Origin of the sequence: Pseudomonas sp. NBRC 111132 (assembly GCF_001320565.1) — a bacterium.
Lineage (GTDB): Bacteria > Pseudomonadota > Gammaproteobacteria > Pseudomonadales > Pseudomonadaceae > Aquipseudomonas > Aquipseudomonas putida_P.
In genome coordinates, this window is record NZ_BCBI01000038.1 from 43,437 (window position 1) to 59,125 (window position 15,689).

A 15,689-nucleotide genomic window follows, 5' to 3' on the forward strand; every position below is an offset into this window, starting at 1 on the left:
AGAGTTAGGCGAGATGGACGCCCAACGCCTTGGCAATCCCTTCGCCATAGGCCGGATCGGCCTTGAAGAAGTACTGCAACTGACGCTGAATCACGTCCTCGCTGACACCCACCATGGTACCGGCGATGTTGCTGATCAACAGGGCTTTCTGCTCAGCGTTCATCAAGCGGAACAGCGCGCCGGCGTGGCTGAAGTAGTCGGTGTCCTCACGGTGATCGTAACGGTCCGCCGAACCGTTCAAGGCCAGCGCTGGCTCGGCATGGCGTGGCGACTGCTTCGGCGCATCAGCGTGGCTATTGGGCTCGTAGTTTGGTGCACTGCCGTAGCTGCCGGTGGCCATGGAACCGTCGCGCTGGTAGCTATTAACCGGGCAGCGAGGCGCATTCACCGGCAACTGCTGGTGGTTGGTGCCCACGCGGTAACGGTGCGCGTCGGCGTAGGCGAATACACGGCCCTGCAACATCCGGTCCGGCGACAGGCCGACCCCTGGCACCATATTGCTGGGCCCGAACGCTGCTTGCTCGACTTCCGCGAAGTAGTTGAGCGGGTTACGGTTGAGCTCCAGCACGCCCACCTCGATCAGCGGGTAGTCCCTCTGCGACCAAGTCTTGGTCACGTCAAAGGGGTTCTCGTCGCGACTCGCAGCCTCGGCTTCGCTCATCACCTGGATACAAACCGTCCAACGCGGGTAGTCGCCACGCTCGATCGCTTCGAACAGGTCGCGCTGGGCGTAGTCCGGGTCAGTACCCGCCAGGCGCGCTGCTTCTGCCGGAGCGAGGTTCTTGATGCCTTGTTGGGTCTTGAAGTGCCACTTCACCCAAGTACGCTCACCCTTGGCATTGATCAGGCTGTAGGTGTGGCTGCCGAAGCCGTGCATGTGGCGATAGCCATCCGGGATACCACGGTCGGAAAACAGTATGGTGACCTGGTGCAGCGCCTCAGGGGAGTGGGACCAGAAGTCCCACATCATCTGGGCATTCTTCAGGTTGGACTGCGGGTGGCGCTTCTGGGTGTGGATAAAGTCCGGGAACTTCAGCGGGTCGCGAATGAAGAACACGGGCGTGTTGTTGCCAACGATGTCCCAGTTGCCTTCTTCGGTGTAGAACTTGACCGCGAAACCACGCGGGTCGCGCTCGGTATCCGCAGAGCCACGCTCGCCACCGACAGTGGAGAAGCGCAGGAAGGTCTCGGTCTGTTTGCCGATCTGTTCAAACAGCTTGGCGCTGGTATAGCCGGTAATGTCGCGGGTAACAGTAAAGGTGCCATAGGCGCCCGAGCCCTTGGCGTGCACACGGCGCTCAGGAATGTTCTCGCGGTTGAAGTGGGCGAGTTTCTCGATCAGGTGAAAGTCGTCGAGCAACAATGGGCCACGCGGGCCGGCGGAGCGGGAGTTCTGGTTATCGGCTACTGGCGCACCGCTGGCGGTAGTAAGAATCTTGCTCATGGGCTCTCCTTATCGGTCTTCAAGCGCCGGCTAATCGGCTTGGAGAGAGTATTGACGAGCAAGGTTACAGGGACAAATTCATTACATGACTTGAATCAATAGAAATAAACAATGTACGTAGAAACAAAAAACCGGGCACTAGGCCCGGTTCTTTGTAGCAGACAGAACGTCTTACTCAGCAGCTTCTACAGCACCGCCGACCGGACGATCAACCAGCTCGACGTACGCCATAGGCGCGTTGTCGCCAGCGCGGAAACCGCACTTCAGGATGCGCAGGTAGCCGCCCTGACGGGTGGCGTAACGCTTGCCCAGGTCGTTGAACAGTTTGCCAACAGCGGACTTCGAACGGGTACGATCGAAGGCCAGACGACGGTTAGCAACGCTGTCTTCCTTGGCCAGGGTGATCAGCGGCTCGGCAACGCGGCGCAGTTCCTTGGCTTTCGGCAGGGTGGTTTTGATCAGCTCGTGCTCGATCAGCGACACTGCCATGTTCTGGAACATAGCCTTGCGGTGAGAGCTGGTACGGCTCAGGTGACGTCCACTTTTACGATGACGCATGATTCATTCCTTACCAAACACTACGTTCGGTGATTACGACGATCAGGCGGTCGCCTTGTCGTCTTTCTTAAGACTTGCAGGCGGCCAGTTGTCGAGGCGCATGCCGAGAGACAGACCACGAGAGGCCAGCACGTCCTTGATTTCAGTCAGGGACTTCTTGCCCAGGTTAGGAGTCTTCAACAGCTCTACTTCGGTACGCTGAATCAGGTCGCCGATGTAGTAGATGTTCTCCGCCTTGAGGCAGTTGGCCGAACGTACAGTCAGTTCCAGGTCGTCAACCGGACGCAGCAGGATCGGATCGATCTCGTCTTCCTGCTCGACTACGACAGGCTCGCTGTCACCTTTGAGGTCGACGAACGCGGCCAACTGCTGTTGCAGGATGGTCGCAGCGCGGCGGATAGCCTCTTCAGGATCCAGGGTGCCGTTGGTTTCCAGATCAATGACCAGTTTGTCCAGGTTGGTACGCTGTTCAACACGGGCGTTTTCGACCACATAGGCGATACGACGCACCGGGCTGAACGAAGCGTCCAACTGCAGACGGCCAATGCTACGGCTTTCGTCTTCGTCGGTTTGACGGGAGTCGGCCGGCTCGTAACCACGACCACGAGCTACGGTGAGCTTCATGTTCAGGGCGCCATTCGACGCCAGGTTCGCGATTACGTGATCGGGGTTGACGATCTCGACATCGTGATCCAGCTGAATATCGGCAGCGGTAACCACCCCCGAACCCTTTTTCGACAAGGTCAGCGTAACTTCGTCACGACCGTGCAGTTTGATAGCCAGGCCTTTCAGGTTCAACAGGATTTCAATTACGTCTTCCTGAACACCTTCGATCGCGGAGTACTCGTGGAGTACGCCATCGATCTCGGCCTCGACTACTGCACAGCCAGGCATAGAGGACAACAGGATGCGGCGCAGCGCGTTGCCCAGGGTGTGGCCAAAGCCACGCTCGAGAGGCTCGAGCGTGATCTTGGCGCGGGTCGGACTGACTACCTGCACATCAATGTGGCGGGGAGTCAGGAACTCATTTACCGAAATCTGCATGGATGCACCTATTTTCTAGCCCTTACTTGGAGTAGAGCTCGACAATCAGGTTTTCGTTGATGTCGGCAGACAGGTCGCTGCGAGCAGGAACGTTCTTGAAAACGCCCGACTTTTTAGCAGCATCCACGTCAACCCACTCAACGCGGCCACGCTGGGCGCACAGTTCAAGGGCTTGAACAATGCGCAGCTGGGCCAGCGACTTCTCGCGGACCGCGACCACGTCACCCGGACGAACTTGGTAGGATGGAATGTTTACAGTCTTACCGTTGACGCTGATCGCTTTGTGCGAAACCAGCTGACGCGACTCGGAACGAGTCGAGCCGAAGCCCATACGGTAAACGACGTTATCCAGACGGCACTCGAGCAGTTGCAGCAGGTTCTCACCGGTTGCGCCTTTTTTCGAGGCAGCAGCTTGGTAGTAACCGCGGAACTGACGCTCCAGAACACCGTAGATACGACGGACTTTTTGTTTCTCACGCAGCTGGGTGCCGTAGTCGGACTGACGGCCACGGCGCTGGCCGTGGATACCTGGGGCTGCTTCGATGTTGCACTTCGATTCCAGAGCGCGAACGCCGCTCTTCAGGAACAGATCGGTGCCTTCACGACGAGACAGTTTGCATTTTGGACCAATGTAACGTGCCATTCTTCTGTCTCCTGATTACACGCGACGCTTCTTCGGCGGACGGCACCCGTTATGCGGGATAGGCGTCACGTCGGTGATGCTGGCGATCTTGTAGCCGCAGCTGTTCAATGCACGAACGGCGGACTCACGACCTGGACCTGGACCCTTGACGTTAACGTCAAGGTTCTTCAGACCGTATTCCAGCGCAGCTTGACCAGCACGCTCAGCAGCGATCTGAGCTGCGAACGGGGTGGATTTGCGCGAACCACGGAAACCCGAACCACCGGAGGTCGCCCAGGACAAAGCATTGCCCTGACGGTCGGTGATGGTCACGATGGTGTTGTTGAAAGACGCATGGATGTGGGCGATGCCATCAACCACTGTCTTTTTGATTTTCTTACGAGGACGAGCAGCAGGTTTTGCCATGTCTATATTCCTGGGCGATTACTTGCGGATCGGCTTACGCGGGCCCTTACGGGTGCGTGCGTTGGTCTTGGTGCGCTGACCGCGAACCGGCAGACCTTTACGATGACGCAGGCCGCGGTAGCAACCCAGGTCCATCAAGCGCTTGATCTTCATGTTGATGTCACGACGCAGGTCACCTTCGGTGGTGAACTTCGCAACTTCGCCACGCAGGGTTTCGATTTGCTCGTCGCTCAGATCCTTGATCTTAGCGGCTGGATTTACACCAGCGTCTGCACAGATCTTCTGTGCAGTTGTGCGACCGACACCATAGATGTAGGTCAGCGAGATAACAGTATGCTTGTTATCTGGAATGTTGACGCCTGCAATACGGGCCATTCAGTGGGACTCCAATTGACAGCTACCTACGCCCCGGAAGCCAAGAAATAGGGCGCGAGATAATATCGCTGTAGAAACGAATAATCAACCCAGCAGCACACTAGCTGCTGGGTTTGAAGCGCAGATCACACTCAGCCTTGGCGCTGTTTGTGACGCGGTTCCGCGCTGCAGATCACTCGTACGACGCCTTCGCGACGGATGATCTTGCAGTTACGGCACAGCTTTTTCACCGATGCACGAACTTTCATTACCGACTCCTCGAACCTTAGGGGCGTATCAGCGCAGCAGACCGCTGCCACCGTAGCCTTTCAGGTTGGCTTTCTTCATCAGGGATTCGTACTGGTGCGAAACGAGGTGCGATTGTACTTGGGACATGAAGTCCATCACAACCACTACCACAATCAGCAACGAGGTCCCGCCAAGGTAGAACGGCACATTTGCTGCCACCACCAGGAACTGGGGCAGAAGGCAGACGGCCATCATGTAAAGAGCACCGAACATGGTCAAACGGGTCAGAACGCCATCAATGTAGCGCGCCGACTGCTCACCAGGACGGATACCCGGAATAAAGGCACCGGACTTCTTCAGGTTTTCCGCTACGTCTTTCGGATTGAACATCAATGCTGTGTAGAAGAAGCAGAAGAAAATGATCCCTGCACTAAACAGCAGAATGTTCAACGGCTGACCAGGAGCGATCGACTGCGAGATGTCCTGCAGCCAGCCCATACCTTCGGACTGACCGAACCAGGCACCCAGCGAAGCCGGGAACAGCAAAATGCTGCTCGCGAAAATGGCCGGGATAACCCCCGCCATGTTCACCTTCAACGGCAAGTGGCTGGTCTGCGCAGCGAAGACCTTGCGGCCCTGCTGACGCTTGGCGTAGTGAACGGCGATACGACGCTGACCACGCTCAATGAACACCACGAAACCGATAATCGCTACTGCCAGCAAACCGATAGCGACCAAGGCGAAAATGTTGATATCGCCTGTGCGTGCAGACTCGAAAGACTGCCCGATTGCTCTCGGAAGACCGGCAACGATACCTGCGAAGATCAACATCGAGATACCGTTGCCCACACCGCGCTCGGTGATCTGCTCGCCCAGCCACATCATGAACATCGCGCCTGCCACGAAGGTGGAGACGGCGACGACATGGAAGCCCAGGCCCACAGAAAACGCCACGCCCTGGTTGGCCAGGCCAATGGACATGCCAATGGCTTGAACCAGTGCCAGGATAACGGTGCCGTAGCGGGTGTACTGGCTGATCTTGCGACGGCCAGCTTCACCTTCCTTCTTCAACTGCTCCAGTTGCGGGCTGACCGCGGTCATCAGCTGCATGATGATCGATGCCGAAATGTACGGCATGATCCCCAGTGCAAAGATGCTCATGCGCTCGAGCGCGCCACCGGAAAACATGTTGAACAAGCTAAGAATGGTCCCCTCATTCTGCCGAAACAGATCCGCCAGACGGTCCGGATTGATGCCGGGAACCGGGATATGCGCACCTATCCGATAGACGATGATCGCCATGAACAGAAAGCGCAGACGAGCCCAGAGTTCCGACATCCCGCCCTTACCGAGCGAAGAGAGAGCACCTTGCTTAGCCATTTATTCCTCGAATTTGCCGCCAGCTGCTTCGATAGCCGCACGCGCACCCTTGGTGGCTGCGATGCCCTTGATGGTGACTGCGCGAGTAACTTCGCCAGACAGCATGATTTTCACACGCTGAATGTGCTGGTTGATCACGTTGGCATCCTTCAGGGATTGCACGGAGATCACGTCGCCTTCCACTTTGGCCAGCTCGGACAGACGCACTTCTGCGCGGTCCATGGCTTTCAGGGAAACGAAGCCGAACTTCGGCAGACGACGGTGCAGCGGCTGTTGACCGCCTTCGAAGCCAGGAGCGATCGAACCACCCGAACGGGAAGTCTGACCTTTGTGGCCACGGCCGCCGGTCTTACCCAGACCGCTACCGATACCACGACCTGGACGATGCTTCTCGCGACGGGAACCCGGCGCTGGACTCAGATCATTGAGTTTCATCGATTAGCCCTCGACCTTCAGCATGTAGTAAGCCTTGTTGATCATCCCGCGGTTCTCGGGAGTATCCTGGACTTCTACAGTGTGACCGATACGACGCAGACCCAGGCCTTTAACGCACAGCTTGTGGTTAGGCAGACGGCCCGAGACGCTCTTGATCAGCGTTACTTTTACGGTTGCCATGATCAGAAGATCTCCTCGACGCTCTTGCCGCGCTTGGCAGCAATGGATTCAGGAGATTGCATGGCTTTCAGACCCTTGAAGGTGGCGTAAACCACGTTCACTGGGTTGGTCGAACCGTAGCACTTGGCCAGAACGTTCTGAACACCAGCAACTTCCAGGACAGCACGCATTGCGCCACCGGCGATGATACCGGTACCTTCCGAGGCAGGCTGCATGTAAACCTTCGAGGCGCCGTGGGCAGCCTTGGTGGCGTACTGCAGGGTGGTGCCCTTCAGGTCAACCTGAATCATGTTGCGGCGAGCAGCTTCCATGGCTTTCTGGATCGCGGCTGGTACTTCGCGCGACTTGCCACGGCCGAAGCCAACACGACCTTTACCATCACCTACCACGGTCAGCGCGGTGAAGGTGAAGATACGGCCGCCTTTTACGGTTTTGGCAACGCGGTTAACTTGAACCAGCTTCTCGATGTAGCCTTCGTCGCGCTTTTGATCGTTATTTGCCATAACTTAGAACTCCAGCCCGCCTTCACGAGCAGCATCAGCCAGCGCTTTGACGCGGCCATGGTACTTGAAGCCGGAACGGTCAAAGGCAACTTGAGATACACCGGCGGCTTTCGCACGCTCAGCTACCAGCTTGCCAACCTTAGTGGCCGCGTCGATGTTGCCAGTGGCGCCATCACGCAGGTCTTTGTCCAAGGTCGAGGCGCTTGCCAGAACCTTGCTGCCGTCGGCCGAAATGACCTGGGCGTAGATGTGCTGCGAGGAGCGGAACACGCACAGGCGCACGACTTCGAGTTCGTGCATCTTGAGACGTGCTTTGCGAGCGCGACGCAGTCGAATAACTTTTTTGTCGGTCATTTACTAGGCCCTACTTCTTCTTGGCTTCTTTACGACGGACTACTTCGTCCGCGTAACGCACACCTTTACCTTTGTAAGGCTCTGGCGGACGGAAGTCGCGGATTTCAGCGGCCACCTGACCTACCAGCTGCTTATCGATACCCTTGATCAGGATGTCGGTCTGGCTAGGTGTTTCAGCGGTGATACCGGCTGGCAGTTCGTAGTCCACTGGGTGAGAGAAGCCCAGGGCCAGGTTCAGGACGGTGCCCTTGGCCTGTGCCTTGTAACCAACACCGACCAGCTGGAGCTTACGCTCGAAGCCTTGGCTTACGCCTTGGACCATGTTGTTGACCAGGGCACGGGTAGTACCGGCCATGGCACGAGCTTGCTGGTCACCATTGCGAGCGACGAAACGCAGCTCACCAGACTCTTCGGTAACTTCAACAGACGAGTGAACGTTCAGTTCGAGAGTGCCTTTAGCACCCTTCACCGAAAGCTGCTGGCCAGCGAATTTGACTTCGACACCGGATGGCAGCTTAACGGGGTTCTTAGCGACGCGAGACATGTCTATCCCCCCTTAGAACACTGTGCACAGAACTTCGCCGCCGACACCGGCAGCGCGCGCAGCGCGATCAGTCATCACACCTTTGTTGGTGGAGACGATAGACACGCCCAGACCGCCACGTACTTTCGGCAGATCGGTGACGGCCTTGTACTGGCGCAGGCCTGGACGGCTGGAGCGCTTCAGTTCCTCGATGACCGGACGGCCTTCGAAGTACTTCAGTTCGATCGACAGGGAAGGCTTGGCCTCACCAGTTACCTGGTAGCCAGCGATGTAACCTTCGTCCTTCAGAACTTTGGCAACCGCGACCTTCAGGGTAGAGGAAGGCATGCTTACGACGGACTTTTCAGCCATCTGGGCATTACGGATGCGAGTTAGCATGTCCGCTAACGGGTCCTGCATACTCATGGGCTAGATGCTCCTGATACAAGAATTATTAGCCTTGCGGCTATGACAACCACCCGAGCGGATTGGGCAAAAAACCCAGGCTCAGGTGAGCCGGTCATTCTAGACACAAGGCAGAAACGAAACAAGCCCCATATAGGGGCTTGTTTGATGGCAAGGTCACCGGCGGTCGGAAGATTGCTCCCCTTCCACCAGGATCTTGCCTGCAGCGATTACCAGGAGGCTTTAACCAGACCTGGTACGTCACCGCGCATTGCAGCTTGACGCAGCATGTTACGGCCCAGGCCGAACTTACGGTATACACCGTGAGGACGACCGGTCAGGCGGCAACGGTTGCGCAGGCGCGCAGCGCTGGCATCACGCGGCTGCTTCTGCAGAGCGACAACGGCAGCGAAACGCTCTTCTGGAGAGGCGTTAACGTTGACGATGGTCGCTTTCAGCTCAGCACGCTTCTTAGCGAACTTGGCTACCGTGAGCTGACGCTTCAGCTCGCGGTTTTTCATGCTCTTCTTGGCCATTTTCCTACTCCAATCAGTTGCGGAACGGGAACTTGAAAGCACGCAGCAGAGCGCGGCCTTCGTCGTCCGAACGAGCAGTGGTGGTCAGGGTGATGTCCAAACCGCGCAGAGCATCGATCTTGTCGTAATCGATTTCCGGGAAGATGATCTGCTCTTTCACGCCCATGCTGTAGTTGCCACGGCCATCGAAGGACTTGGCATTCAGGCCGCGGAAGTCGCGAACCCGAGGCAGGGAGATCGCCAGCAGGCGGTCCAGGAATTCGTACATCTTGTCGCTACGCAGGGTCACCTTGACGCCGATCGGCCAGCCTTCGCGGACTTTGAAGCCAGCGATGGATTTGCGAGCGAAAGTCACGACCGGCTTTTGACCGGTGATCTTTTCCAGGTCGGCAACAGCGTGCTCGATGACTTTCTTGTCGCCGATCGCTTCGCCCAGACCCATGTTCAGGGTGATCTTGGTAACGCGCGGAACTTCCATCACGTTCGACAGCTTAAGTTCTTCCTTAAGCTTAGGAGCGATTTCGTTCCGGTAAATCTCTTTCAGTCGTGCCATGGTCTTCTACCTAGCAGTGTTCAAGCATCAACCGCTTTTTGGGTCGACTTGAAGACACGAATTTTTTTACCGTCTTCTACTTTGAAACCAACGCGGTCAGCCTTGTTGGTTTCGCCGTTGAAGATGGCAACGTTGGAAGCGTGCAGAGGCGCTTCTTTCTCGACGATACCGCCCTGTACGCCCGCCATCGGGTTAGGCTTGGTATGACGCTTGACCAGGTTCACACCACCGATGACCAGACGGTCATCAGCGAGAACCTTCAGCACCTTACCGCGCTTACCTTTGTCTTTGCCGGCGATCACGATGATCTCGTCGTCACGACGAATCTTTTGCATGTCGGATCTCCTTACAGCACTTCAGGGGCGAGCGAGACGATCTTCATGAACTTCTCAGTACGAAGTTCACGGGTCACTGGCCCGAAGATGCGAGTGCCGATCGGCTCTTGCTTGTTGTTCAGCAGAACAGCAGCGTTGCCGTCGAAACGAATGATGGAACCGTCAGCGCGACGAACACCGTGACGGGTGCGCACGACAACAGCGGTCATCACTTGGCCTTTTTTGACCTTACCGCGTGGAATTGCTTCCTTGACGGTAACCTTGATGATGTCACCGATGCCGGCGTAACGACGGTGCGAACCGCCGAGCACCTTGATGCACATGACGCGACGAGCGCCGCTGTTATCGGCCACATCGAGCATGGATTGAGTCTGAATCATAAAATTTCTCCGACCCCTAGCCCTTAGACTTCAACAGCGCGTTCGAGGACTTCAACCAGTGCCCAGGACTTGGTCTTGGCCAGCGGACGGGTTTCACGGATGGAAACCTTGTCGCCGATCTTGCACTGGTTGGATTCGTCGTGCGCGTGCAGCTTAGTCGAACGCTTAACGTATTTACCGTAGATCGGGTGCTTTACGCGACGCTCGATCAGTACGGTGATGGTCTTGTCCATTTTGTCGCTGACGACACGGCCAGTCAGCGTACGGACGGTTTTTTCAGCTTCAGCCATGATCACTTACCTGCCTGCTGGTTGAGCACAGTTTTCACGCGAGCGATGTCACGCTTAACTTGCGAGAGCAGGTGCGACTGCCCCAACTGGCCAGTTGCTTTCTGCATACGCAGATTGAACTGGTCGCGCAGCAAGCCGAGCAGTTGCTCGTTCAGCTGCTGTGCCGATTTTTCACGAAGTTCATTCGCTTTCATCACATCACCGTCCGCTTAACAAAGGAGGTGGCGAGAGGCAGCTTTGCAGCAGCCAGGGCGAAAGCTTCGCGCGCCAGCTCTTCAGAAACACCCTCGATCTCGTACAGGACTTTGCCTGGCTGAATCTGGGCAACCCAGTATTCCACGGAGCCCTTACCTTTACCCATACGAACCTCGAGAGGCTTCTTGGAGATCGGCTTGTCCGGGAACACACGGATCCAGATCTTACCGCCACGTTTAACGTGACGGGTCAGCGCACGACGTGCGGACTCGATCTGGCGAGCGGTGAGGCGACCGCGAGCAACAGCTTTCAGAGCGAATTCGCCGAAGCTGACTTTGCTACCGCGCAGTGCCAGACCACGGTTGTGGCCAGTCATCTGCTTGCGGAATTTTGTACGCTTTGGTTGCAACATTTGGCGTACCCCTTACTTAGCAGCTTTTTTACGAGGCGCTGGTGCTTGTGGTTTCAGTTCTTCTTGGCGACCACCAATAACTTCGCCTTTGAAGATCCAAACCTTCACACCGATCACACCGTAAGTGGTGTGAGCTTCGTAGGTGTTGTAGTCGATATCGGCACGCAGGGTGTGCAGAGGCACACGACCTTCGCGATACCACTCGGTACGAGCAATCTCAGCACCGCCGAGACGACCGCTCACCTGGATCTTGATGCCCTTGGCACCAATACGCATGGCGTTCTGTACTGCGCGCTTCATGGCGCGACGGAACATTACGCGGCGTTCCAGCTGCTGAGCTACGCTCTGCGCAACCAGCATAGCGTCGAGTTCCGGCTTGCGGATCTCTTCGATGTTGATGTGCACAGGCACACCCATCTGCTTGGTCAGGTCCTGACGCAGCTTCTCGACATCTTCACCTTTCTTACCGATAACGATACCGGGACGAGCGGTGTGGATGGTGATGCGTGCAGTTTGAGCCGGACGATGAATATCGATACGGCTTACGGACGCGCTTTTTAGTTTGTCTTGGAGGTACTCACGCGTTTTCAGATCCTTCAACAGGTAATCTGCGTAAGTAGCACCGTCTGCGTACCAGACGGAGGTGTGCTCCTTGACGATTCCCAGGCGAATGCCAGTGGGATGTACTTTCTGACCCATCTGATCGACTCCGTTACTTGTCCGCAACCTTGACAGTGATATGGCAAGACCGCTTGACGATGCGATCAGCACGGCCTTTGGCACGTGGCATGATGCGCTTCAGCGAACGCCCTTCGTTGACGAAGACGGTGGAGACCTTCAGGTCATCAACGTCTGCGCCTTCGTTGTGTTCGGCGTTGGCAACGGCCGACTCGAGGACTTTCTTCATGATTTCAGCGGCTTTTTTGCTGCTGAAGGCCAACAGGTTGAGCGCTTCGCCCACCTTCTTCCCGCGGATCTGGTCGGCGACCAAGCGGGCTTTCTGGGCGGAGATGCGAGCGCCCGACAACTTAGCGGCTACTTCCATTTCCTTACCCCTTAACGCTTGGCTTTCTTGTCAGCCACGTGCCCGCGATAGGTGCGGGTACCGGCGAACTCGCCCAGTTTGTGGCCGACCATGTCTTCGTTCACGAGAACTGGAACATGCTGGCGACCGTTGTGAACCGCGATGGTCAGACCGACCATTTGTGGCAGGATCATCGAGCGACGCGACCAGGTTTTAACTGGCTTGCGATCGTTCTTCTCCACCGCCACTTCGACCTTCTTCAACAGGTGAAGATCGATAAAAGGACCTTTTTTCAGAGAACGTGGCACTGTCGTATCCCTCTAGTTACTTGCGACGACGGACGATCATGTTGTCGGTACGCTTATTACCACGGGTTTTAGCACCCTTGGTTGGGAAGCCCCATGGCGATACCGGATGACGACCACCGGAGGTACGACCTTCACCACCACCATGCGGGTGGTCAACCGGGTTCATGGCAACACCACGAACGGTTGGGCGAACGCCGCGCCAGCGTTTGGCACCAGCTTTACCCAGCGAACGCAGGCTGTGCTCGGAGTTCGAGACTTCACCCAGGGTCGCACGGCATTCAGCCAGTACTTTACGCATCTCACCGGAACGCAGACGCAGAGTCACGTATACGCCGTCACGAGCGATCAGCTGAGCCGAAGCACCAGCGGAACGAGCGATCTGAGCACCTTTACCCGGCTTCAGTTCGACGCCGTGAATGGTGCTACCTACTGGGATGTTACGCAGCTGCAGGGAGTTACCGGCCTTGATTGGGGCCAGGGCACCTGCGATCAGCTGGTCGCCAGCGCTCACGCCTTTAGGGGCGATGATGTAGCGACGCTCACCGTCTGCATAGCACAGCAGGGCGATGTGAGCAGTACGGTTTGGATCGTATTCGATACGCTCGACAGTGGCTGGAATGCCATCTTTGTCGTTGCGACGGAAGTCGACCAGACGGTAATGCTGCTTATGACCACCACCAACGTGACGAGTGGTAATGCGGCCATTGTTGTTACGACCACCAGACTTCGATTTCTTCTCGAGCAGCGGTGCGTGAGGAGCGCCTTTGTGCAGCTCCTTGTTGACCACCTTGACCACGAAACGGCGGCCAGGGGAAGTCGGTTTGCATTTAACGATTGCCATGATGCACCCCTTCCTTACTCAGCACTGCTGCTGAAATCGAGATCTTGGCCTGGCTGAAGGGATACGATCGCCTTCTTCCAGTCATTACGCTTGCCCAGACCACGTGCGGTACGCTTGGTTTTACCCAGAACGTTAACAGTCGACACGTTTTCAACTTTTACGTTGAACAGGCCTTCGACAGCTTTCTTGATTTCCAGCTTGGTTGCATCGGTAGCAACCTTGAATACGAACTGGCCTTTTTTCTCAGCCAGAACGGTAGCCTTCTCGGAAACGTGCGGGCCAAGGAGGACTTTAAATACGCGTTCCTGGTTCATCCCAGCAGCTCCTCGAATTTCTTCACGGCCGAGACAGTGATCAACACTTTCTCGTATGCGATCAGACTGACCGGGTCGGAACCCTGTACGTCACGTACGTCGACGTGCGGCAGGTTGCGAGCAGCCAGGTACAGGTTCTGATCAACAGCGTCGGAGACGATCAGTACGTCGCTCAGACCCATGCCGTTCAGCTTGTTCAGCAGATCTTTGGTTTTCGGTGCTTCAACAGCGAAGTCCTGAACCACGACCAGACGGTCGCTACGCACCAGCTCAGCGAGGATGGAGCGCAGAGCTGCGCGGTACATCTTCTTGTTGAGCTTTTGCGAGTGATCTTGAGGGCGAGCTGCGAAGGTTACACCACCGCCACGCCAGATCGGACCACGAGTGGTACCAGCACGAGCACGACCAGTACCCTTCTGACGCCATGGGCGCTTACCGCCACCAGCCACGTCGGAACGGGTCTTCTGCTGCTTGGTACCCTGACGGCCGCCGGCCATGTAGGCCACGACTGCTTGGTGAACCAGCGTCTCGTTGAATTCGCCACCGAAAGTCAGTTCGGAAACTTCGATCGCCTGAGCGTCATTTACATTAAGTTGCATGTCAGTTTCCCCTTAACCGCGAGCCTTGACAGCTGGACGTACAACCACGTCGCCGCCAGTAGCGCCAGGTACGGCACCCTTGATCAGCAGCAGGTTGCGTTCAGCGTCTACGCGAACTACTTCCAGGGACTGAACAGTCACGCGCTCGGCGCCCATGTGACCGGACATCTTCTTGCCCTTGAACACACGACCAGGAGTCTGGCACTGGCCGATGGAACCAGGAACACGGTGCGACACGGAGTTACCGTGGGTGTTGTCCTGACCACGGAAGTTCCAGCGCTTGATGGTACCGGCGAAGCCTTTACCTTTGGACTGACCAGTAACGTCAACCAGCTGGCCTGCAGTGAAGAGTTCAGCTTTGATCAGATCGCCAGCCTGGAAATCGCCTTCTTCAAGACGGAACTCCCAAACACCGCGACCAGCGGCAACGTTGGCCTTGGCGAAGTGGCCTGCCTGAGCGGCAGTCACACGCGAAGCACGACGCTCGCCGACAGTGACTTGCACTGCACGGTAGCCATCGGTTTCTTCAGTTTTGAACTGGGTGACGCGATTCGGCTCGATCTCAATGACCGTGACCGGAATGGAGACACCTTCTTCGGTGAAAATGCGGGTCATACCGCACTTGCGACCGATTACACCAATAGTCATGTTGTAAACCTCATGAGTGTACGGGGCTTTCACCCGCTATGGCCGCCCATTTCAGAGCGTTACACGACTAGACCGAAGTCTTAGCCGAGGCTGATCTGTACTTCCACACCTGCCGCCAGATCAAGCTTCATCAGCGCGTCAACGGTTTTATCCGTTGGCTGGACGATGTCCAGAACACGCTTATGAGTGCGAATCTCGTACTGGTCACGCGCGTCTTTGTTGACGTGCGGGGAGACCAGAACGGTGAAACGCTCTTTGCGGGTAGGCAGTGGAATTGGACCACGCACTTGTGCACCAGTACGTTTCGCGGTTTCCACGATTTCCTGGGTGGATTGGTCGATCAGGCGATGGTCGAAAGCCTTCAACCTGATACGGATTTGCTGATTTTGCATTGGATTTCAGACTCCAGGCTGTTCCCAACGGACGCACTACGCCCGCTAAAAGGAGGCGTGATTCTATAGACGCCCCCATTTAGTGTCAACCCAATAAAAAAAACCCCCGCTGAGCGGGGGTTTTTTCAATCGGTCGAGTGATTACTCGATGATTTTGGCCACAACGCCGGCGCCGACGGTACGACCGCCTTCACGGATTGCGAAGCGCAGACCGTCTTCCATTGCGATGGTCTTGATCAGGGTAACAGTCATCTGAATGTTGTCACCTGGCATTACCATTTCAACGCCTTCCGGCAGTTCGCAGTTACCGGTCACGTCAGTGGTACGGAAGTAGAACTGAGGACGGTAGCCTTTGAAGAACGGAGTGTGACGACCGCCTTCTTCC

29 protein-coding genes and 1 pseudogene are annotated in these 15,689 nt (G+C 56.5%); all 30 read right to left on the minus strand.

The genetic code is table 11. The annotated features are described in order from the left end of the window. Nucleotides 1-4 precede the first annotated feature (4 nt). The gene (locus tag APH35_RS18270; RefSeq protein ID WP_060515231.1) at nt 5-1,444 is read right to left on the minus strand and encodes a catalase; all 1,440 of its coding nucleotides are present in this window, start codon (nt 1,442-1,444) and stop codon (nt 5-7) included. A gap of 171 nt (nt 1,445-1,615) precedes the next feature. After that, a complete protein-coding gene (gene rplQ, locus APH35_RS18275; RefSeq protein WP_003255451.1) occupies nt 1,616-2,002 on the minus strand; it encodes a 50S ribosomal protein L17 in 387 nt (128 codons plus the stop codon). Between the two features lie 42 nt (nt 2,003-2,044). Next, nucleotides 2,045-3,046 (minus strand): DNA-directed RNA polymerase subunit alpha, encoded by a 1,002-nt coding sequence (locus APH35_RS18280; protein ID WP_003255452.1) that lies wholly within the window; start codon nt 3,044-3,046, stop codon nt 2,045-2,047. A gap of 22 nt (nt 3,047-3,068) precedes the next feature. Further along, nucleotides 3,069-3,689 (minus strand): 30S ribosomal protein S4, encoded by a 621-nt coding sequence (rpsD, locus tag APH35_RS18285; RefSeq protein WP_012270238.1) that lies wholly within the window; start codon nt 3,687-3,689, stop codon nt 3,069-3,071. 15 nt (nt 3,690-3,704) lie between these two features. Next, nucleotides 3,705-4,094: a 30S ribosomal protein S11 gene (gene rpsK, locus APH35_RS18290; protein WP_012270237.1), complete on the minus strand. Its 390-nt coding sequence runs from the start codon at nt 4,092-4,094 to the stop codon at nt 3,705-3,707. An 18-nt stretch (nt 4,095-4,112) separates the two neighbouring features. After that, on the minus strand, nt 4,113-4,469 hold the full coding sequence (gene rpsM / locus APH35_RS18295) for a 30S ribosomal protein S13 (RefSeq protein WP_003255457.1): 357 nt from the start codon (nt 4,467-4,469) through the stop codon (nt 4,113-4,115). 131 nt (nt 4,470-4,600) lie between these two features. Then, nucleotides 4,601-4,717, minus strand: coding sequence for a 50S ribosomal protein L36 (gene rpmJ, locus APH35_RS18300; protein WP_002555468.1), 117 nt, complete (start codon nt 4,715-4,717; stop codon nt 4,601-4,603). Nucleotides 4,718-4,745: 28 nt separating this feature from the next. Then, nucleotides 4,746-6,077 (minus strand): preprotein translocase subunit SecY, encoded by a 1,332-nt coding sequence (gene secY, locus APH35_RS18305; RefSeq protein ID WP_003257108.1) that lies wholly within the window; start codon nt 6,075-6,077, stop codon nt 4,746-4,748. Then, a complete protein-coding gene (rplO, locus tag APH35_RS18310) occupies nt 6,078-6,512 on the minus strand; it encodes a 50S ribosomal protein L15 (protein WP_003255461.1) in 435 nt (144 codons plus the stop codon). It abuts the gene before it with no gap. Nucleotides 6,513-6,515: 3 nt separating this feature from the next. Then, a complete protein-coding gene (rpmD, locus tag APH35_RS18315; protein ID WP_003255463.1) occupies nt 6,516-6,692 on the minus strand; it encodes a 50S ribosomal protein L30 in 177 nt (58 codons plus the stop codon). 2 nt (nt 6,693-6,694) lie between these two features. Beyond that, a complete protein-coding gene (rpsE, locus tag APH35_RS18320; protein ID WP_003255465.1) occupies nt 6,695-7,195 on the minus strand; it encodes a 30S ribosomal protein S5 in 501 nt (166 codons plus the stop codon). Between the two features lie 3 nt (nt 7,196-7,198). Beyond that, nucleotides 7,199-7,549 (minus strand): 50S ribosomal protein L18, encoded by a 351-nt coding sequence (gene rplR / locus APH35_RS18325; protein WP_003255467.1) that lies wholly within the window; start codon nt 7,547-7,549, stop codon nt 7,199-7,201. A gap of 10 nt (nt 7,550-7,559) precedes the next feature. After that, the gene (gene rplF / locus APH35_RS18330) at nt 7,560-8,093 is read right to left on the minus strand and encodes a 50S ribosomal protein L6 (RefSeq protein ID WP_003255469.1); all 534 of its coding nucleotides are present in this window, start codon (nt 8,091-8,093) and stop codon (nt 7,560-7,562) included. A gap of 12 nt (nt 8,094-8,105) precedes the next feature. Next, nucleotides 8,106-8,498, minus strand: a complete 393-nt coding sequence (gene rpsH / locus APH35_RS18335) for a 30S ribosomal protein S8 (RefSeq protein WP_003255471.1) — start codon at nt 8,496-8,498, stop codon at nt 8,106-8,108. A 209-nt stretch (nt 8,499-8,707) separates the two neighbouring features. After that, nucleotides 8,708-9,013, minus strand: coding sequence for a 30S ribosomal protein S14 (rpsN, locus tag APH35_RS18340; RefSeq protein ID WP_008089807.1), 306 nt, complete (start codon nt 9,011-9,013; stop codon nt 8,708-8,710). A gap of 13 nt (nt 9,014-9,026) precedes the next feature. Further along, the gene (rplE, locus tag APH35_RS18345) at nt 9,027-9,566 is read right to left on the minus strand and encodes a 50S ribosomal protein L5 (protein WP_003255474.1); all 540 of its coding nucleotides are present in this window, start codon (nt 9,564-9,566) and stop codon (nt 9,027-9,029) included. Between the two features lie 20 nt (nt 9,567-9,586). Beyond that, nucleotides 9,587-9,901, minus strand: coding sequence for a 50S ribosomal protein L24 (rplX, locus tag APH35_RS18350; protein ID WP_003255476.1), 315 nt, complete (start codon nt 9,899-9,901; stop codon nt 9,587-9,589). 11 nt (nt 9,902-9,912) lie between these two features. Beyond that, nucleotides 9,913-10,281, minus strand: a complete 369-nt coding sequence (gene rplN, locus APH35_RS18355) for a 50S ribosomal protein L14 (protein ID WP_002555479.1) — start codon at nt 10,279-10,281, stop codon at nt 9,913-9,915. 23 nt (nt 10,282-10,304) lie between these two features. After that, on the minus strand, nt 10,305-10,571 hold the full coding sequence (gene rpsQ / locus APH35_RS18360) for a 30S ribosomal protein S17 (RefSeq protein ID WP_008089812.1): 267 nt from the start codon (nt 10,569-10,571) through the stop codon (nt 10,305-10,307). A gap of 2 nt (nt 10,572-10,573) precedes the next feature. Beyond that, nucleotides 10,574-10,765 carry a 50S ribosomal protein L29 gene (gene rpmC / locus APH35_RS18365; RefSeq protein ID WP_002555481.1) on the minus strand — a complete coding sequence of 64 codons (192 nt, stop codon included), beginning with the start codon at nt 10,763-10,765 and terminating at the stop codon, nt 10,574-10,576. Beyond that, entirely contained in the window at nt 10,765-11,178 is a 414-nt protein-coding gene (rplP, locus tag APH35_RS18370) for a 50S ribosomal protein L16 (RefSeq protein ID WP_003255479.1), read from the minus strand. Before rplP ends, rpmC begins: the two co-directional genes overlap by 1 nt. A gap of 12 nt (nt 11,179-11,190) precedes the next feature. Next, the gene (rpsC, locus tag APH35_RS18375; RefSeq protein ID WP_003255481.1) at nt 11,191-11,877 is read right to left on the minus strand and encodes a 30S ribosomal protein S3; all 687 of its coding nucleotides are present in this window, start codon (nt 11,875-11,877) and stop codon (nt 11,191-11,193) included. 13 nt (nt 11,878-11,890) lie between these two features. After that, a complete protein-coding gene (gene rplV / locus APH35_RS18380) occupies nt 11,891-12,223 on the minus strand; it encodes a 50S ribosomal protein L22 (protein WP_003103908.1) in 333 nt (110 codons plus the stop codon). 11 nt (nt 12,224-12,234) lie between these two features. Then, nucleotides 12,235-12,510 (minus strand): 30S ribosomal protein S19, encoded by a 276-nt coding sequence (rpsS, locus tag APH35_RS18385; protein WP_003255482.1) that lies wholly within the window; start codon nt 12,508-12,510, stop codon nt 12,235-12,237. 16 nt (nt 12,511-12,526) lie between these two features. After that, nucleotides 12,527-13,351 carry a 50S ribosomal protein L2 gene (gene rplB, locus APH35_RS18390; protein WP_008089816.1) on the minus strand — a complete coding sequence of 275 codons (825 nt, stop codon included), beginning with the start codon at nt 13,349-13,351 and terminating at the stop codon, nt 12,527-12,529. A 14-nt stretch (nt 13,352-13,365) separates the two neighbouring features. Further along, nucleotides 13,366-13,665, minus strand: coding sequence for a 50S ribosomal protein L23 (gene rplW / locus APH35_RS18395; RefSeq protein ID WP_003255484.1), 300 nt, complete (start codon nt 13,663-13,665; stop codon nt 13,366-13,368). Further along, nucleotides 13,662-14,264, minus strand: coding sequence for a 50S ribosomal protein L4 (rplD, locus tag APH35_RS18400; RefSeq protein WP_003255485.1), 603 nt, complete (start codon nt 14,262-14,264; stop codon nt 13,662-13,664). Before rplD ends, rplW begins: the two co-directional genes overlap by 4 nt. A 12-nt stretch (nt 14,265-14,276) precedes the next feature. Further along, nucleotides 14,277-14,912 (minus strand): 50S ribosomal protein L3, encoded by a 636-nt coding sequence (gene rplC / locus APH35_RS18405; RefSeq protein ID WP_003255486.1) that lies wholly within the window; start codon nt 14,910-14,912, stop codon nt 14,277-14,279. 80 nt (nt 14,913-14,992) lie between these two features. Beyond that, on the minus strand, nt 14,993-15,304 hold the full coding sequence (gene rpsJ, locus APH35_RS18410) for a 30S ribosomal protein S10 (protein ID WP_003186070.1): 312 nt from the start codon (nt 15,302-15,304) through the stop codon (nt 14,993-14,995). A 141-nt stretch (nt 15,305-15,445) separates the two neighbouring features. Beyond that, a pseudogene (locus tag APH35_RS18415) lies at nt 15,446-15,689 on the minus strand (hypothetical protein); the annotation flags it as partial.

What these genes read in the sequence shown, in the direction of transcription:
- APH35_RS18280 (WP_003255452.1), bottom strand. Translation starts at nt 3,046, where the DNA reads ATGCAGATTTCGGTAAATGAGTTCCTGACTCCCCGCCACATTGATGTG.
- rpsM (WP_003255457.1), bottom strand. Translation starts at nt 4,469, where the DNA reads ATGGCCCGTATTGCAGGCGTCAACATTCCAGATAACAAGCATACTGTT.
- rplC (WP_003255486.1), bottom strand. Translation starts at nt 14,912, where the DNA reads ATGACTATTGGTGTAATCGGTCGCAAGTGCGGTATGACCCGCATTTTC.
- rplP (WP_003255479.1), bottom strand. Translation starts at nt 11,178, where the DNA reads ATGTTGCAACCAAAGCGTACAAAATTCCGCAAGCAGATGACTGGCCAC.
- rplV (WP_003103908.1), bottom strand. Translation starts at nt 12,223, where the DNA reads ATGGAAGTAGCCGCTAAGTTGTCGGGCGCTCGCATCTCCGCCCAGAAA.
- rplF (WP_003255469.1), bottom strand. Translation starts at nt 8,093, where the DNA reads ATGTCTCGCGTCGCTAAGAACCCCGTTAAGCTGCCATCCGGTGTCGAA.
- rpmC (WP_002555481.1), bottom strand. Translation starts at nt 10,765, where the DNA reads ATGAAAGCGAATGAACTTCGTGAAAAATCGGCACAGCAGCTGAACGAG.
- rplR (WP_003255467.1), bottom strand. Translation starts at nt 7,549, where the DNA reads ATGACCGACAAAAAAGTTATTCGACTGCGTCGCGCTCGCAAAGCACGT.
- APH35_RS18270 (WP_060515231.1), bottom strand. Translation starts at nt 1,444, where the DNA reads ATGAGCAAGATTCTTACTACCGCCAGCGGTGCGCCAGTAGCCGATAAC.
- rplX (WP_003255476.1), bottom strand. Translation starts at nt 9,901, where the DNA reads ATGCAAAAGATTCGTCGTGACGACGAGATCATCGTGATCGCCGGCAAA.
- rpsJ (WP_003186070.1), bottom strand. Translation starts at nt 15,304, where the DNA reads ATGCAAAATCAGCAAATCCGTATCAGGTTGAAGGCTTTCGACCATCGC.
- rplO (WP_003255461.1), bottom strand. Translation starts at nt 6,512, where the DNA reads ATGAAACTCAATGATCTGAGTCCAGCGCCGGGTTCCCGTCGCGAGAAG.
- rpsH (WP_003255471.1), bottom strand. Translation starts at nt 8,498, where the DNA reads ATGAGTATGCAGGACCCGTTAGCGGACATGCTAACTCGCATCCGTAAT.
- rplD (WP_003255485.1), bottom strand. Translation starts at nt 14,264, where the DNA reads ATGCAACTTAATGTAAATGACGCTCAGGCGATCGAAGTTTCCGAACTG.
- rplN (WP_002555479.1), bottom strand. Translation starts at nt 10,281, where the DNA reads ATGATTCAGACTCAATCCATGCTCGATGTGGCCGATAACAGCGGCGCT.
- rplB (WP_008089816.1), bottom strand. Translation starts at nt 13,351, where the DNA reads ATGGCAATCGTTAAATGCAAACCGACTTCCCCTGGCCGCCGTTTCGTG.
- rpsE (WP_003255465.1), bottom strand. Translation starts at nt 7,195, where the DNA reads ATGGCAAATAACGATCAAAAGCGCGACGAAGGCTACATCGAGAAGCTG.
- rplQ (WP_003255451.1), bottom strand. Translation starts at nt 2,002, where the DNA reads ATGCGTCATCGTAAAAGTGGACGTCACCTGAGCCGTACCAGCTCTCAC.
- rpsN (WP_008089807.1), bottom strand. Translation starts at nt 9,013, where the DNA reads ATGGCCAAGAAGAGCATGAAAAACCGCGAGCTGAAGCGTCAGCTCACG.
- rpmJ (WP_002555468.1), bottom strand. Translation starts at nt 4,717, where the DNA reads ATGAAAGTTCGTGCATCGGTGAAAAAGCTGTGCCGTAACTGCAAGATC.
- rplW (WP_003255484.1), bottom strand. Translation starts at nt 13,665, where the DNA reads ATGAACCAGGAACGCGTATTTAAAGTCCTCCTTGGCCCGCACGTTTCC.
- secY (WP_003257108.1), bottom strand. Translation starts at nt 6,077, where the DNA reads ATGGCTAAGCAAGGTGCTCTCTCTTCGCTCGGTAAGGGCGGGATGTCG.
- rpsK (WP_012270237.1), bottom strand. Translation starts at nt 4,094, where the DNA reads ATGGCAAAACCTGCTGCTCGTCCTCGTAAGAAAATCAAAAAGACAGTG.
- rpsD (WP_012270238.1), bottom strand. Translation starts at nt 3,689, where the DNA reads ATGGCACGTTACATTGGTCCAAAATGCAAACTGTCTCGTCGTGAAGGC.
- rpsC (WP_003255481.1), bottom strand. Translation starts at nt 11,877, where the DNA reads ATGGGTCAGAAAGTACATCCCACTGGCATTCGCCTGGGAATCGTCAAG.
- rpsQ (WP_008089812.1), bottom strand. Translation starts at nt 10,571, where the DNA reads ATGGCTGAAGCTGAAAAAACCGTCCGTACGCTGACTGGCCGTGTCGTC.
- rpmD (WP_003255463.1), bottom strand. Translation starts at nt 6,692, where the DNA reads ATGGCAACCGTAAAAGTAACGCTGATCAAGAGCGTCTCGGGCCGTCTG.
- rplE (WP_003255474.1), bottom strand. Translation starts at nt 9,566, where the DNA reads ATGGCACGACTGAAAGAGATTTACCGGAACGAAATCGCTCCTAAGCTT.